15 protein-coding genes and 2 tRNA genes are annotated in these 15,800 nt (G+C 39.4%); 16 read left to right on the top strand and 1 reads right to left on the bottom strand.

Annotation, left to right across the window (positions count from 1 at the left end):
* Nucleotide 1: 1 nt before the first annotated feature.
* The 14 genes from pcp to TZ94_RS05735 all read left to right on the top strand — a co-directional run bounded on the left by pcp (nucleotide 2) and on the right by TZ94_RS05735 (nucleotide 11,918).
* Nucleotides 2-646 (top strand): pyroglutamyl-peptidase I, encoded by a 645-nt coding sequence (gene pcp, locus TZ94_RS05800; protein ID WP_045615104.1) that lies wholly within the window; start codon nucleotides 2-4, stop codon nucleotides 644-646.
* 134 nt (nucleotides 647-780) lie between these two features.
* Nucleotides 781-1,011, top strand: a complete 231-nt coding sequence (locus tag TZ94_RS05795) for a DUF2969 domain-containing protein (RefSeq protein ID WP_006154105.1) — start codon at nucleotides 781-783, stop codon at nucleotides 1,009-1,011.
* 49 nt (nucleotides 1,012-1,060) lie between these two features.
* Nucleotides 1,061-1,141 (top strand) — tRNA-Tyr (locus tag TZ94_RS05790).
* 9 nt (nucleotides 1,142-1,150) lie between these two features.
* Nucleotides 1,151-1,222: transfer RNA gene (locus tag TZ94_RS05785), tRNA-Gln, on the top strand.
* 158 nt (nucleotides 1,223-1,380) lie between these two features.
* Nucleotides 1,381-2,583 (top strand): 30S ribosomal protein S1, encoded by a 1,203-nt coding sequence (gene rpsA, locus TZ94_RS05780; protein WP_006145742.1) that lies wholly within the window; start codon nucleotides 1,381-1,383, stop codon nucleotides 2,581-2,583.
* A gap of 85 nt (nucleotides 2,584-2,668) precedes the next feature.
* Nucleotides 2,669-3,166: a GAF domain-containing protein gene (locus tag TZ94_RS05775; protein ID WP_045615103.1), complete on the top strand. Its 498-nt coding sequence runs from the start codon at nucleotides 2,669-2,671 to the stop codon at nucleotides 3,164-3,166.
* On the top strand, nucleotides 3,166-4,830 hold the full coding sequence (dnaX, locus tag TZ94_RS05770; RefSeq protein ID WP_045615102.1) for a DNA polymerase III subunit gamma/tau: 1,665 nt from the start codon (nucleotides 3,166-3,168) through the stop codon (nucleotides 4,828-4,830). The genes TZ94_RS05775 and dnaX overlap by 1 nt, the downstream gene beginning before the upstream one ends.
* Nucleotides 4,831-4,852: 22 nt before the next feature.
* Nucleotides 4,853-5,047, top strand: coding sequence for a DUF3272 family protein (locus TZ94_RS05765; RefSeq protein WP_045615101.1), 195 nt, complete (start codon nucleotides 4,853-4,855; stop codon nucleotides 5,045-5,047).
* Between the two features lie 154 nt (nucleotides 5,048-5,201).
* The gene (gene sufC / locus TZ94_RS05760) at nucleotides 5,202-5,972 is read left to right on the top strand and encodes a Fe-S cluster assembly ATPase SufC (protein WP_045615100.1); all 771 of its coding nucleotides are present in this window, start codon (nucleotides 5,202-5,204) and stop codon (nucleotides 5,970-5,972) included.
* A gap of 27 nt (nucleotides 5,973-5,999) precedes the next feature.
* Nucleotides 6,000-7,262, top strand: a complete 1,263-nt coding sequence (gene sufD, locus TZ94_RS05755; protein ID WP_045615099.1) for a Fe-S cluster assembly protein SufD — start codon at nucleotides 6,000-6,002, stop codon at nucleotides 7,260-7,262.
* Between the two features lie 10 nt (nucleotides 7,263-7,272).
* On the top strand, nucleotides 7,273-8,499 hold the full coding sequence (locus TZ94_RS05750) for a cysteine desulfurase (RefSeq protein ID WP_045615098.1): 1,227 nt from the start codon (nucleotides 7,273-7,275) through the stop codon (nucleotides 8,497-8,499).
* On the top strand, nucleotides 8,486-8,926 hold the full coding sequence (gene sufU, locus TZ94_RS05745) for a Fe-S cluster assembly sulfur transfer protein SufU (RefSeq protein ID WP_045615097.1): 441 nt from the start codon (nucleotides 8,486-8,488) through the stop codon (nucleotides 8,924-8,926). The genes TZ94_RS05750 and sufU overlap by 14 nt, the downstream gene beginning before the upstream one ends.
* Nucleotides 8,927-8,983: 57 nt before the next feature.
* Nucleotides 8,984-10,396, top strand: coding sequence for a Fe-S cluster assembly protein SufB (sufB, locus tag TZ94_RS05740; protein ID WP_045615096.1), 1,413 nt, complete (start codon nucleotides 8,984-8,986; stop codon nucleotides 10,394-10,396).
* A gap of 124 nt (nucleotides 10,397-10,520) precedes the next feature.
* The gene (locus TZ94_RS05735; protein WP_045615093.1) at nucleotides 10,521-11,918 is read left to right on the top strand and encodes an APC family permease; all 1,398 of its coding nucleotides are present in this window, start codon (nucleotides 10,521-10,523) and stop codon (nucleotides 11,916-11,918) included.
* A gap of 29 nt (nucleotides 11,919-11,947) precedes the next feature.
* On the opposite strand, the gene pbp3 is transcribed toward TZ94_RS05735, so the two are convergent.
* Nucleotides 11,948-13,189 carry a D-alanyl-D-alanine carboxypeptidase PBP3 gene (gene pbp3 / locus TZ94_RS05730; protein WP_045615091.1) on the bottom strand — a complete coding sequence of 414 codons (1,242 nt, stop codon included), beginning with the start codon at nucleotides 13,187-13,189 and terminating at the stop codon, nucleotides 11,948-11,950.
* Nucleotides 13,190-13,294: 105 nt separating this feature from the next.
* Between pbp3 and TZ94_RS05725 the strand changes: the two genes are divergently transcribed.
* Together TZ94_RS05725 and tuf are read left to right on the top strand one after the other, a co-directional pair.
* Nucleotides 13,295-14,386: an AI-2E family transporter gene (locus TZ94_RS05725; RefSeq protein WP_045615089.1), complete on the top strand. Its 1,092-nt coding sequence runs from the start codon at nucleotides 13,295-13,297 to the stop codon at nucleotides 14,384-14,386.
* A gap of 200 nt (nucleotides 14,387-14,586) precedes the next feature.
* Nucleotides 14,587-15,783 carry an elongation factor Tu gene (gene tuf / locus TZ94_RS05720; protein WP_004253262.1) on the top strand — a complete coding sequence of 399 codons (1,197 nt, stop codon included), beginning with the start codon at nucleotides 14,587-14,589 and terminating at the stop codon, nucleotides 15,781-15,783.
* Nucleotides 15,784-15,800: the final 17 nt, after the last annotated feature.

Below are 15,800 nucleotides of genomic sequence, written 5' to 3'. Positions count from 1 at the left end.
AATGAAAATATTAGTTACAGGTTTTGATCCTTTCGGTGGTGAAAAGGTCAATCCAGCTCTGGAAGCAGTTAAATCATTGCCGTCTGTAATTCATGGAGCGGAGATACGCTGGGTAGAGATTCCAACAGTCTTTTATCAATCAGCAGAGGTTTTAGAAACAGAAATTGTCCGTTATCAACCAGATGTGGTACTTTGCATCGGACAAGCAGGAGGTAGAGCTAGTTTAACTCCTGAACGAGTTGCCATCAACCAAGATGATGCTAGAATTCCAGATAACGATGGAAATCAGCCGATTGATACACCTATTCGCCTAGATGGAGAAGCTGCCTATTTTAGCACCCTCCCTATCAAAGCAATGGTACAAGCCATAAAAGAGGTAGGGCTGCCAGCTACAGTATCCAATACAGCTGGAACCTTTGTTTGCAACCATTTGATGTATCAGGCTCTCTATTTAGCGGATAAAAAGTTTTCGAATATGAGAGCAGGTTTTATGCATATTCCTTATATGACAGGACAGGTGATAAACAAACCGAATACTGCATCTATGAATTTAGCTGATATCGTCAAAGGAATCGAAGCTGCGATTGGTGCTATCGTGGACTACAAAGATAAGGACTTGAAAATAGTTGGTGGAGCAACCCATTAATTGACTAAAATTCAAGGAAAAAAATTCTCTAGAAGATTCTAGGAACTCTTTACCAAGATTAGCTTGGTAGAGAGTTTTTTCTTGCGAGATTGGGGAATTTCTTGTAAAATAGAAAAAGTGAAAAGAGGTATTGTATGAGTAAAAAAGATAAAAAAATTGAGATTCAGTTGTCAGATGCTAAAGTAGTAGTTGGAAAAGATAACTATGATGGTTATACATTAACGATTGGCAAAAAATTGATTGGTGAAATTGCCGAACTAGATAACCAATTTGCTATTATAAAGAATGGAAATGTCGATAGTTTTTACAAAAATCTTGAAAAAGCTGTGGAAATATTGATTGAAAACTATAATTTAGCAAAATAGTGCTTGTTTTTTGCAATTTTTCATGATATAATAGATTTTGTTCATTATCGGAGAGATAGCGAAGAGGCTAAACGCGGCGGACTGTAAATCCGCTCCTTCGGGTTCGGGGGTTCGAATCCCTCTCTCTCCATTTCACTTTTGGGGTATAGCCAAGCGGTAAGGCAAGGGACTTTGACTCCCTCATGCGTTGGTTCGAATCCAGCTACCCCAGTTTCTAGGTAATAAATTCAAGATAAAAAGAAAAATATCTTAGGGTATTTTATTTTTATAATTGAAGGACGTTCGAGATGTTCATGTCGTTGCGGGTGCTTAGGAAAAAAATTATAAGTATGTCAAGTTAAAAAACTTGATTGTTGGAGGATTTTTTAGATGAATGAATTTGAAGATTTGCTAAATAGCGTTAGCCAAGTTGAACCTGGTGATGTTGTTAGTGCTGAAGTATTGACAGTTGATGCTAATCAAGCTAACGTTGCAATCTCAGGAACTGGTGTTGAAGGTGTCTTGACTCTTCGCGAATTGACAAACGATCGCGATGCAGATATCAATGACTTTGTAAAAGTAGGTGAAGTATTTGACGTTCTTGTACTTCGTCAAGTAGTTGGTAAAGATACTGATACAGTAACATACCTTGTATCTAAAAAACGCCTTGAAGCTCGCAAAGCATGGGACAAACTTGTAGGACGCGAAGAAGAAGTTGTTACAGTTAAAGGAACTCGCGCTGTTAAAGGTGGACTTTCAGTAGAATTTGAAGGGTTGCGTGGATTTATCCCAGCTTCAATGTTGGACACTCGTTTCGTACGTAACACTGAGCGTTTTGTAGGTCAAGAATTTGAAGCTAAAATCAAAGAAGTTGACCCTAAAGAAAACCGCTTCATCCTTTCACGTCGTGAAGTTGTAGAAGCAGCTACTGCTGCAGCTCGTGCTGAAGTATTCGGTAAATTGGCTGTTGGTGATGTTGTAACTGGTAAAGTTGCACGTATCACAAGCTTCGGTGCTTTCATCGACCTTGGTGGTGTTGATGGATTGGTTCACTTGACTGAATTGTCACACGAACGTAACGTTTCACCTAAATCAGTTGTAACTGTTGGTGAAGAAGTTGAAGTGAAAATCCTTGATCTTAACGAAGAAGAAGGACGTGTATCACTTTCACTTAAAGCAACAACTCCTGGACCATGGGATGGCGTTGAGCAAAAATTGGCTAAAGGTGACGTTGTAGAAGGTACAGTTAAACGTTTGACTGACTTTGGTGCGTTTGTTGAAGTATTGCCAGGTATCGATGGACTTGTTCACGTATCACAAATTTCACACAAACGTATTGAAAATCCAAAAGAAGCTCTTACAGTTGGTCAAGAAGTTACTGTTAAAGTTCTTGATGTTAACGCTGACGCAGAACGCGTTTCACTTTCTATCAAGGCTCTTGAAGAACGTCCAGCTCAAGAAGAAGGACAAAACGAAGAAAAACGTGCTCCACGTCCACGTCGTCCAAAACGTCAAGAAAAACGTGACTTTGAACTTCCAGAAACTCAAACTGGATTCTCAATGGCTGACTTGTTCGGTGATATCGAACTTTAATCAATTAGATTTAATTACAAATCCTTTGTTGTTAAAACAAGGGATTTTTCTTTTTTCAACTAGTATTTTTTGATATAATGGTTTTATGTTATATTCCGAAAAAGAATCAGTTTATCAGATGGTAAATGCCCAACTCGCTGCGCTTTTAGATACCGAGTCAAATGTGTTAGCTAATCTTTCAAATGCCAGTGCACTCATAAAAATGAACTTTCCTCATACTGTTTTTGCAGGATTCTATTTATATGACGGGAATGAGCTTATTTTAGGGCCTTTTCAGGGTGGAGTTTCATGTGTTAGAATCGCCCTTGGAAAAGGAGTTTGTGGGGAGTCTGCGGCTAGCCGTCAAACAGTTATCGTTGGGGATGTAAAGACCTATCCCAACTATATTTCTTGCGATAGTAGTGCTCGTAGTGAGATTGTTCTTCCAATGGTAAAAGATGGACAGCTTCTCGGAGTGTTAGATTTGGATTCATCTTATGTAGATGATTATGATCACATTGATCAACAGTATTTAGAAGAGTTTGTTGCCATTTTGTTAGAAAAAACAGAATGGACATTTTCAATGTTTGAGGAGAAAGCATAATGTATCAGGCGCTTTATCGAAAGTATAGAAGTCAAAATTTTTCACAGCTAGTGGGCCAGGAAGTTATTGCTCGAACCCTTAAACAGGCTGTGGAACAAGATAAAATCAGTCATGCCTACCTATTTTCAGGCCCTCGTGGAACAGGTAAAACCAGTGTAGCCAAGATTTTTGCCAAGGCGATGAACTGTCCGAATCAAGAAGGGGGAGAACCTTGCAATAACTGTTATATCTGTCAAGCTGTCACAGAAGGAAGTTTGGAAGATGTTATCGAGATGGATGCGGCTTCTAATAATGGAGTTGATGAAATCCGTGATATTCGTGACAAATCAACTTATGCTCCGAGTATAGCTCAGTACAAGGTCTATATCATTGACGAGGTCCACATGCTTTCAACAGGTGCCTTTAATGCCCTTTTGAAAACACTGGAAGAACCTACTCCAAATGTCGTTTTTATACTGGCGACTACAGAGTTGCATAAAATTCCTGCAACTATCCTGTCTCGCGTTCAACGCTTCGAGTTTAAGTCTATTAAGACGCAGGATATTCGTGATCATATCTTCCAGATTTTGGAAAAGGAAGGGATTGATTATGAAACAGAAGCTGTTGAAATTATTGCTCGACGAGCTGAAGGCGGGATGCGGGATGCCTTGTCAATTCTAGACCAAGCATTAAGCTTAACACAAGAACCTACTCTTACAACAGCTGTTTCAGAAGAAATTACGGGTACTATTAGTCTAAGTGCCTTAGATCATTACGTGGCTGCTTTAGCTCAAAAGGATGTAACAGCTGCCTTAGAAAATCTGGACTTAATATTTGAGAATGGAAAGAGCATGACACGGTTTGTAGTGGATTTACTACAATACTTACGTGATATCTTAATTGTTCAAGCAGGTGGAGAGAATACTCACCATAGTGATGTATTTGAGAGAAATTTAAACCTTCCGCAGGATATCTTGTTTGAGATGATTAGTCTTGCTACTAAAAGTCTGGCTGATATTAAGGCTAGCTTACAACCTAAGATTTATGCTGAAATGATGACTATTCGTTTGGCAGAAATTGATTCCCAACCAGAACTTTCGGGTGAGGTTGCTGAAGAGCTATCTTCTCTTCGAGAAGAAGTTGCACGATTGAAACAAGCGCTTGCTAATGTAGGGTCTACCCCAAAACAATCTGTTTCGACACCGAGTCGTCCAACGAACAGTAAGTCCATCTATCGTGTAGACCGAAATAAGGTACAGTCTATTCTTCAAGAAGCGGTAGAAAATCCAGACTTAGCTCGTCAAAACCTAATTCGTCTTCAGAACGCTTGGGGAGAAGTCATTGAAAGCTTATCTGGGCCAGACAAGGCACTTTTAGCTGGTTCCCAACCTGTTGCAGCAAATGAACATCATGCTATTTTAGCTTTTGAATCGAATTTCAATGCTGGTCAAACCATGAAACGAGACAATCTTAACACCATGTTTGGCAATATTCTTAGTCGTGCTGCTGGATTTTCTCCAGAGATTCTTGCTATTTCTATGGAAGAATGGAAGGAAGTTCGAGCTGCATTTTCAAGCAGAGCTAAAGGTTCTCAAGAACAAGTCTCTAAGGAGGAGTCAGAGGAATCAATTCTTCCTCAAGGATTTGAATTTTTAGCAGATAAAGTGACGATAACAGAAGACTAAAAGGAATTTGTGGTAGAAGACTATGAACAGACAACAATTCATTATCATGGCCTTATTTACTGCTGCTGAGACTTATTTCTTTAATGAATCCATCATGGAGCAACGGTATATCGTGGCCTTACTTTGGGCTATTTTGATCCTGAGAAATCTTCGAGTAAGCTATATCATGGGTAAAATTGTGAGCGCTATAGATAATCATTTTCAAGGGAAGAAGTAGCTCCTAGCTTCTAGACAAAATAAAAGCCTTTTAGGCTTTTTTTTGTTATACTATTAAGGTATATTTATTGACATTTTACCGTGTTTTTCTAGGGATTTAAAAAGGTTAAGTTTCAGGTGAATACAGTAAAAAGGATAAAAAGAAAGGAACAATCATGTCAGTATTAGAGATCAAAGATCTTCATGTTGAAATTGAAGGAAAAGAAATTTTAAAAGGGGTCAATCTGACTCTTAAAACAGGAGAAATTGCAGCTATCATGGGACCAAATGGTACAGGTAAGTCTACTCTCTCAGCTGCAATTATGGGAAACCCAAACTATGAAGTCACTAAAGGTGAAGTCTTGTTTGACGGTGTAAATATCCTTGAATTGGAAGTGGACGAGCGTGCTCGCATGGGACTCTTCCTTGCTATGCAATACCCATCAGAAATTCCTGGAATCACAAATGCTGAATTTCTTCGTGCAGCCATGAATGCTGGTAAAGAAGATGACGAAAAGATTTCAGTTCGAGAGTTCATCACTAAATTGGATGAAAAAATGGAATTGCTCAACATGAAAGAAGAAATGGCTGAGCGTTACCTTAATGAAGGATTCTCTGGTGGTGAGAAAAAACGTAATGAAATTCTACAACTCTTGATGTTGGAACCAACTTTTGCCCTTCTTGATGAGATTGACTCAGGTCTTGATATCGATGCCCTTAAAGTTGTCTCAAAAGGTGTGAATGCTATGCGTGGTGAAAGTTTTGGTGCTATGATCATTACTCACTACCAACGTCTTTTGAACTATATCACACCAGATGTGGTACACGTGATGATGGAAGGTCGTGTTGTTCTTTCTGGTGGTCCAGAATTGGCTGCACGCTTGGAACGTGAAGGATACGCGAAACTAGCTGAAGAACTTGGCTATGACTACAAGGAAGAATTGTAATTCCCTCGTATCTTTTAGGAGAAGTAAATGACTAAAGAAACTATTAAACTTTTTTCAGAAATGCACGCTGAACCAAGCTGGTTGTCAGACCTCCGTCAAAAAGCGTTTGATAAGATTGAGAGTTTGGAATTGCCAGTCATTGAGCGTGTAAAATTTCACCGTTGGAATCTTGGTGATGGAACTATTACAGAAAGTGAACCGTCAGCAAATGTTCCTGATTTCACTGCTCTAGACAATCACTTGAAGTTGGTGCAGGTTGGAACTCAAACTGTTTTTGAACAAATTCCAGTTGAGTTGGCTGAACAAGGAGTTGTCTTTACAGACTTCCACTCAGCTCTAGAAGAAATTCCAGAACTCGTAGAAGAATTTTTCATGTCATCAGTGAAATACGATGATGATAAGTTGGCAGCCTACCATACAGCATACTTTAACAGTGGTGCTGTTCTCTACATTCCAGATAACGTAGAAATCACAGAACCAATTGAAGGTATTTTCTACCAAGACAGCGATAGCGATGTGCCATTTAACAAGCATATCCTCATTATCGCTGGTAAGAACAGTAAGATTAGCTACCTTGAGCGTCTGGAGTCACGTGGTGAAGGTAGTGCTAAGGTAACTGCCAATATCACAGTAGAAGTCATTGCACGTTCAGGCGCACAAGTGAAGTTTGCAGCGATTGACCGCCTAGGCGAAAACGTTACTGCCTACATTAGCCGCCGTGGGAAATTGGGCAACGATGCAAGTATTGACTGGGCTATCGGTGTCATGAACGAAGGAAATGTCGTTGCTGACTTTGATAGTGACTTGATTGGTAATGGTAGCCATGCAGATCTCAAGGTCGTAGCACTTTCAAGTGGCCGTCAGGTTCAAGGGATTGATACTCGAGTGACTAACTATGGTTCCAACTCTATTGGTAATATCCTTCAACATGGGGTTATTCTTGAAAAAGCAACCTTGACATTTAACGGTATAGGACACATCATTAAGGGTGCCAAAGGAGCAGACGCCCAACAAGAAAGCCGAGTTCTCATGCTTTCGGACCAAGCTCGTTCAGATGCTAACCCAATTCTTTTGATTGATGAAAATGACGTAACTGCGGGACACGCGGCTTCTATCGGTCAAGTAGATCCAGAAGACATGTACTACCTCATGAGTCGTGGTTTGGATAAAGCGACTGCAGAACGCTTGGTTGTTCGCGGTTTCCTTGGCTCCGTAATTGTTGAGATTCCAGTCAAAGAAGTTCGTGAAGAAATGATTGCAACCATCGAAGAAAAATTGTCAAAACGCTAAGGGGAAGTCTATGTTAGATGCAGAAGTGATTCGCAAGGATTTTCCGATTTTAGACCAGATTGTCAATGATGAGCCTTTGGTCTATCTGGACAATGCTGCGACGACACAAAAACCACTAGCAGTTCTGGAAGCCATTAATCACTACTATAAGCAGGATAATGCCAATGTTCACCGTGGGGTTCATACTTTGGCAGAACGAGCAACAGCTTCTTATGAAGCTGCTCGTGAAACCATTCGTAAGTTTATCAATGCAGGTTCGACAAAGGAAGTGCTCTTCACAAGAGGAACTACGACTAGTCTCAACTGGATAGCGCGCTTCGCTGAGGAAGTCTTGACTGAGGGAGACCAGGTCTTGATTTCAGTCATGGAACACCATTCCAACATCATTCCTTGGCAGGAAGCTTGTCGCAAGGCCGGAGCTGAGCTTGTCTATGTCTATCTCAAAGATGGCGTTTTGGATATGGATGACTTGCAGGCTAAATTGACTGATAAGGTTAAATTTGTTTCACTAGCACATGCTTCCAACGTTCTTGGAGTGGTCAATCCTATCAAAGAAATCACGCAAATGGCTCATAAAGTTGGAGCTATTATGGTGGTAGATGGTGCTCAGTCTACACCTCATATGAAGATTGATGTCCAGGACTTGGATGTAGACTTCTTTGCCTTCTCAGGTCACAAGATGGCTGGTCCGACTGGTATCGGTGTCCTTTATGGGAAAGAAAAGTATCTGGAACAAATGTCACCAGTTGAATTTGGTGGAGAGATGATTGATTTTGTTTATGAACAATCTGCAAGTTGGAAGGAATTACCTTGGAAATTTGAGGCTGGAACTCCCAATATGGCAGGTGCGATTGGACTTGCTGCTGCAGTAGATTATCTTGAAAATCTTGGGATGGATGGGATTGAAGCTCATGAACAGGAATTGATTGCATATGTTTTTCCAAAATTGCAGGCAATTGAGGGATTGACCATTTACGGTTCGCAAGATTTGGCTCAACGTTCAGGCGTCATTGCCTTTAATCTAGGTGATCTTCATCCTCACGACCTTGCGACTGCTCTGGATTATGAAGGAGTAGCGGTTCGTGCCGGTCACCATTGCGCTCAACCTTTGCTCCAGTATTTAGAAGTTCCAGCAACAGCTCGTGCAAGTTTTTATATCTACAATACTAAGGCAGATTGCGACAAGTTAGTCGATGCATTACTAAAGACAAAGGAGTTTTTCAATGGCACTTTCTAAACTAGATAGCCTTTATATGGCAGTGGTAGCGGACCATTCGAAAAATCCCCATCATCAAGGTAGGTTGGAAGATGCTGAACAAATTAGCCTTAACAATCCAACTTGTGGGGATGTCATCAACCTCTCTGTCAAGTTTGATGCAGATGATCGTTTGCAAGATATTGCTTTTCTAAACTCTGGTTGTACGATTTCAACTGCCTCTGCTAGTATGATGACAGATGCAGTCTTAGGAAAGACCAAGCAAGAAATCTTAGAGCTTGCAACCATCTTTTCTGAAATGGTTCAAGGTCAAAAGGATGAGCGTCAAGATCAACTTGGAGATGCAGCTTTCTTATCAGGAGTTGCCAAGTTTCCTCAACGAATCAAATGCGCAACACTAGCTTGGAACGCCCTTAAAAAAACAATTGAAGACCAAGAAAACAAATAAGACAAAGTTTCTTTGTTTTATTAATCATAAGTAATGAAGAATGAAAGAAAGGATATTATGGCTGAAGAAAGAGTAGAACCAAAACCAATTGATCTTGGTGAATATAAATTTGGTTTCCATGATGATGTAGAGCCTGTCCTATCGACAGGAAAAGGATTGAACGAAGCTGTCATTCGTGAGCTATCAGCTGCTAAGGGTGAACCTGAGTGGATGTTAGAATTCCGTTTGAAATCTTATGAAACCTTCAAAAAAATGCCCATGCAAACATGGGGAGCAGACTTGTCAGAGATTGATTTTGATGACTTGATTTACTACCAAAAACCATCTGATAAACCAGCTCGTTCATGGGATGATGTACCTGAAAAGATTAAGGAAACCTTTGAACGTATTGGGATTCCTGAAGCTGAGCGTGCTTATCTAGCTGGAGCTTCTGCCCAGTATGAGTCAGAAGTGGTTTACCATAACATGAAGGAAGAATTTGAGAAGTTAGGAATTATCTTTACAGATACAGATTCTGCCCTCAAGGAATACCCAGACTTGTTTAAGCAATACTTTGCTAAGTTAGTACCGCCGACAGATAACAAGTTAGCTGCACTCAACTCAGCAGTATGGTCAGGTGGAACTTTTATCTATGTACCAAAAGGAGTTAAAGTGGATATTCCACTTCAAACTTACTTCCGTATCAATAACGAAAATACAGGTCAGTTCGAACGTACCTTGATTATCGTTGATGAGGGAGCAAGTGTCCACTATGTAGAAGGATGTACAGCGCCTACTTATTCAAGTAATAGCTTGCACGCGGCTATTGTGGAAATCTTTGCTTTGGATGGAGCTTATATGCGTTATACAACTATTCAAAACTGGTCTGATAACGTCTATAACTTGGTAACAAAACGTGCTAAAGCCTTGAAAGATGCGACTGTTGAGTGGATTGATGGAAACTTAGGTGCCAAAACAACTATGAAATACCCATCTGTTTACCTTGATGGAGAAGGTGCGCGTGGAACCATGCTTTCGATTGCCTTTGCCAATGCAGGGCAACACCAAGATACTGGTGCTAAGATGATTCACAATGCACCACATACAAGCTCGTCAATCGTGTCTAAATCCATCGCTAAAGGTGGAGGAAAGGTTGACTATCGTGGACAAGTAACCTTTAACAAGAACTCTAAGAAATCTGTTTCTCACATTGAGTGTGATACCATTATCATGGATGACTTATCAGCATCAGATACCATTCCATTTAATGAAATTCATAACTCACAAGTCGCTTTGGAGCACGAAGCCAAAGTTTCTAAGATTTCAGAAGAACAACTCTATTACCTTATGAGTCGTGGCTTGTCAGAGACTGAAGCAACTGAGATGATTGTCATGGGATTTGTAGAACCCTTCACCAAAGAACTTCCGATGGAATACGCTGTTGAGCTTAACCGCTTGATTAGCTATGAAATGGAAGGGTCTGTCGGATAAACATTATAAATAAAAACTGAGCAAATACTAATTTGTTCAGTTTTTTAATATACAATTTTATAAATATTCACAAAATCCATTATTTGTGGTAAAATAAAACAATTATTGTTAGTGGAGATCAAATATGAATATTTTTAGAACTAAAGACGTAAGTCTAGGTAAAACAGAGATGCATCGTCATCTGAAATTATGGGATTTAATTCTCCTGGGAATTGGAGCCATGGTGGGAACAGGTATCTTTACCATTACAGGAACAGCTGCGGCTACATTAGCAGGTCCAGCCCTTGTTGTTTCTATCGTTATCTCAGCTATCTGTGTTTCCTTATCTGCCCTTTTTTTTGCGGAGTTTGCATCTCGTGTTCCAGCAACTGGTGGTGCTTATAGTTATTTATATGCAATTTTGGGAGAATTTCCTGCTTGGATAGCTGGTTGGTTAACTATTATGGAATTTATGACAGCAGTCTCTGGTGTAGCATCTGGTTGGGCTGCCTATTTTAAAGGTTTGCTTAGCCATTATGGAATTTCCTTGCCACAAACCTTGAATGGAACTTTTAATCCTGAGCATGGTACTTATATTGATCTTTTGCCAATTTTAGTGATTATGCTTGTTACTGCAGTCGTCCTCATGAATTCGAAAACTGCTCTTCGTTTTAATTCGATTCTTGTTGTTTTAAAATTTTCTGCTCTTGCCTTATTTATCTTAGTTGGAATTTGGTATATCAAACCTGAGAACTGGTCCAATTTTGCTCCATTTGGTTTTGGTCAGATTTATGGTGGAAGCACAGGGATTATGGCAGGTGCTTCGCTCATGTTCTTCGGATTCTTAGGTTTTGAGTCCATTTCTATGGCAGTTGATGAAATTCAAAGTCCACAAAAGAATATTCCACGTGGGATTGTTTTATCCTTGATGATTGTAACCATCCTTTATGCCATGGTTACCTTGATATTAACTGGTATCGTTCACTATAGTAAGCTCAATGTTGATGATGCAGTGGCTTTTGCTCTGAGAAGTATCGGTATTGGTTGGGCAGCTAATTATGTTTCACTCGTTGCGATTCTTACCTTGATTACGGTATGTATTTCAATGACCTATGCCTTGTCACGAATGATTTATAGCTTAGCTCGTGATGGCCTCTTGCCTCAGAGTTTCAAACAAGTAACCAAGACCAGTCGAGTACCTAAGAATGCTACTATTTTAACGGGAGTCGTTTCAGCGATTGCAGCAGGGATTTTTCCTCTATCTAGTATTGCTGCCTTTCTTAATATCTGTACCTTGGCTTATCTTATTTTATTAGCCTATGGGATTATCAAGCTAAGAAAAGACAAGGGGATGCCCAAAGAGGGAGAATTTAAAACACCATTGGTTCCTTTTTTACCAATCTTGTCTATTCTGATTTGCCTCTCATTCATGCTTCAGTATACCCTTGAAACATGGATGGCATTTGGCCTTGCTTTATTAATAGGAGTTATTATTTACTTTGTTTATGGATATAACCATTCGACTATAGCCGAAAATGAATAAAGAAAAAATCGCGAGTAATCGCGATTTTTTTATAATTTTTCATTTACAAATCGAACGAAACGATTCCACCAAACTTTCAAGAAAAAGGCTTTTTCAACATTTTTTTCAGCAACCATATCAAAGCTTGGTTTGTCAGAGGTAATATAACCTTGACCAACTAAGTCTTTGTCTTCGTATGTCAGATGTCCAACCACTGTGCCTGCATCAAGTGGTGCAGTATGCTCAGTACTATCAGGTGTATAAGTAATAGATGACTGTGCGCGACTACCAAGACGTTGGACAATTTTTATATCTTCTTTAGCGACTGCTGTAACAGTATCTTGCTTTCCGTCATAAACTGGAGATTTACTTTCTTGGTAGCTTTCCCCTTGATTGACGATTGTTTGAAGAGCAAAATTGGATGAGATATAATCTAAAAGAGCTGAAGTTGCTGTGAAACGAGCGTAAGGATTGGTATCTTGGTTGTCAGCGTTAAGGACAACAGTAATGATACGCATGCCTTTTTCAACAGTTGTACCGACAAAGGATGCTCCTGCTTTATCAGTTGTTCCAGTCTTGAGTCCATCAATTCCACCACGATAGGCTGGTAACCCCTCTAACATATAGTTGGTAGAATGAATTGTCATCCCTGCAAAAGTAGAAGAAGGTTTCTTGGTAATTTCTAAAACTTGAGGATACTTGAGGATAAGATTACGAGCGACGACAGCCACATCATAGGCGCTCAATTTATTTTCATCGTCTTTTTTAGACCCTGGGTAGATGTTGTTCCCAAGGGTTTCGTTGTTAAGACCGGTTGTATTGACTAGGGTAGCATCTTGGATTCCCCATTCAAGAAGTTTGGCCTTCATCATATCGACAAAGTCTTTTTCAGATCCAGCAACCTTTTCTGCTAAGGCGATAGCTGCACTATTGGCACTAGATACCAATGTTGCTTCTAGTAACTCTTCAACAGTATAGTTACGAGCTTCCACAGGAACGTTACTTGCTTCGGAGTTGGTTGTGAGCTGATATGGGTAATCTGAAATTTCTACCGGAGTGGAAAGAGTGATTTTTCCTTGTTCCAGTGCTTCATAGACTAGGTAAACAGTAAGTAGCTTACTAATAGAGGCAATTTCAACAGGTTGATTTGCCTCTTTTTCATATAAAATCTTACCAGTATTAGCTTCAACAGCAATGGCATGTTTTGCAGCAACATCAAAATCCTGGGCAAAAACCGTAGTAGCAGAACCAAATGAAATAAGTGTTAGTAGTGTTAAAAATAATTTCTTCATAGTAATTGTATTCTATCATAAAGACAAAAAATAATCTTGTTTTTATAATGTAGGTTATCAATCTTTTTCGAAATATGGTAAAATAGGAAAAAGAGGAGGTGGCTTATGTTTCGGAGAAATAAATTATTCTTCTGGACCACTGAGATATTATTAATAACCCTTATTTTCTACTTATGGAGAGAAATGGGTGCTATTATTACACCATTTGTAAGTGTCGTAAATACCATCATGATTCCCTTCTTATTAGGAGGATTTCTGTATTACCTAACCAACCCAATTGTTATCTTTTTAGAGAAAGAGTGTAAAATCAACCGAATTATCGGGATTTTGTTGACACTTTTTGTTCTCATTGGTTCTCTGGTGATAGGTGTAGTATATCTTTTACCGATTTTAATCAATCAGTTGAGTAGTTTGATTAATTCTAGCCAAGGTATTTATGGTCGACTTCAAGATTTAGTAATAGAATTATCAAAATATCCTGCTTTCCAAGAGCTAGATGTCCAACAAACAATCCGACAATTAAATCTTTCTTACATCGATATTTTACAGAATATCTTAAATAGTGTAACAAACAGTGTTGGAAGTGTTCTTTCAGCTTTGGTTAGCACTGTTTTAATTATCATTATGACACCAGTTTTCTTGATTTATTTTCTTTTAGATGGGCATAAATTTTTGCCGATGTTAGAAAGAACTATTTTAAAACGAGACAAACTCAATATATCTGGTTTGATAACAAACTTGAATGCTACTATTTCCCGTTACATAAGTGGAGTATCCATTGATGCGTTTATTATTGGATGTTTGGCCTTTATCGGCTATAGTGTGATTGGCTTGAAATATGCATTAGTTTTTGCTATTTTCTCTGGTTTAGCCAATTTGATTCCTTATGTTGGACCGAGTATTGGACTAATACCGATGATTATTTCAAATCTGTTTACGGATCCTCAAAAGATGATAATAGCAGTTATCTATATGCTGATTATCCAACAAGTAGATGGGAATATCCTATACCCTCGAATTGTGGGTGGTGTCATGAAGGTTCATCCGATTACAATTCTCGTCCTATTATTGCTATCAAGTAATATCTATGGTGTCGTTGGTATGATTGTTGCCGTTCCTACCTACTCTATTCTCAAAGAAATATCCAAATTCCTAGTTCGACTTTATGAAAAACATAAAGAAGTACAAGAAAAATAAAGATTTTCAAAAAGAAACAGATTCATCTGTTTCTTTTTTTATCAATAAATCGAGTACCGAGAAGAAGAATAAGAATAATTCACAAAATCTTTGTAAAACACTTGCAATTTAGCTAAAATTTGATAAAATAGTAAGGAAAGTTAGACTGTATTGCCTACTGTCTATCTATAAAATATATTTTATTGGAGGCTTTTACTCAAATGGCAAAAGAAAAATACGATCGTAGTAAACCACACGTTAACATTGGTACTATCGGACACGTTGACCACGGTAAAACTACCCTAACTGCAGCTATCACAACTGTTTTGGCACGTCGCTTGCCTTCAGCAGTTAACCAACCTAAAGACTATGCGTCTATCGATGCTGCTCCAGAAGAACGCGAACGCGGTATCACTATCAACACTGCGCACGTTGAGTACGAAACTGAAAAACGTCACTACGCTCACATCGACGCTCCAGGACACGCGGACTACGTTAAAAACATGATCACTGGTGCCGCTCAAATGGACGGAGCTATCCTTGTAGTAGCTTCAACTGACGGACCAATGCCACAAACTCGTGAGCACATCCTTCTTTCACGTCAGGTTGGTGTTAAACACCTTATCGTCTTCATGAACAAGATCGACTTGGTTGACGACGAAGAATTGCTTGAATTGGTTGAAATGGAAATCCGTGACCTTCTTTCAGAATACGACTTCCCAGGTGACGATCTTCCAGTTATCCAAGGTTCAGCTCTTAAAGCTCTTGAAGGTGACTCTAAATACGAAGACATCATCATGGAATTGATGAACACTGTTGATGAGTACATTCCAGAACCAGAACGTGACACTGATAAACCATTGCTTCTTCCAGTCGAAGACGTATTCTCAATCACTGGACGTGGTACAGTTGCTTCAGGACGTATCGACCGTGGTACTGTTCGTGTCAACGACGAAATCGAAATCGTTGGTATCAAAGAAGAAACTTCAAAAGCAGTTGTTACTGGTGTTGAAATGTTCCGTAAACAACTTGACGAAGGTCTTGCAGGAGATAACGTAGGTGTCCTTCTTCGTGGTGTTCAACGTGACGAAATCGAACGTGGACAAGTTATTGCTAAACCAGGTTCAATCAACCCACACACTAAATTCAAAGGTGAAGTTTACATCCTTACTAAAGAAGAAGGTGGACGTCACACTCCATTCTTCAACAACTACCGCCCACAATTCTACTTCCGTACTACTGACGTTACAGGTTCAATCGAACTTCCAGCAGGTACTGAAATGGTAATGCCAGGTGATAACGTGACAATCGACGTTGAGTTGATCCACCCAATCGCCGTAGAACAAGGTACTACATTCTCTATCCGTGAGGGTGGACGTACTGTTGGTTCAGGTATGGTTACAGAAATCGAAGCTTAATTCGATTTAGTTCCCAG

The organism is Streptococcus infantis (genome assembly GCF_000960085.1).
In the GTDB taxonomy this organism is placed as follows: domain Bacteria; phylum Bacillota; class Bacilli; order Lactobacillales; family Streptococcaceae; genus Streptococcus; species Streptococcus infantis_C.
This window is presented reverse-complemented; position numbering and strand designations above follow the sequence as displayed.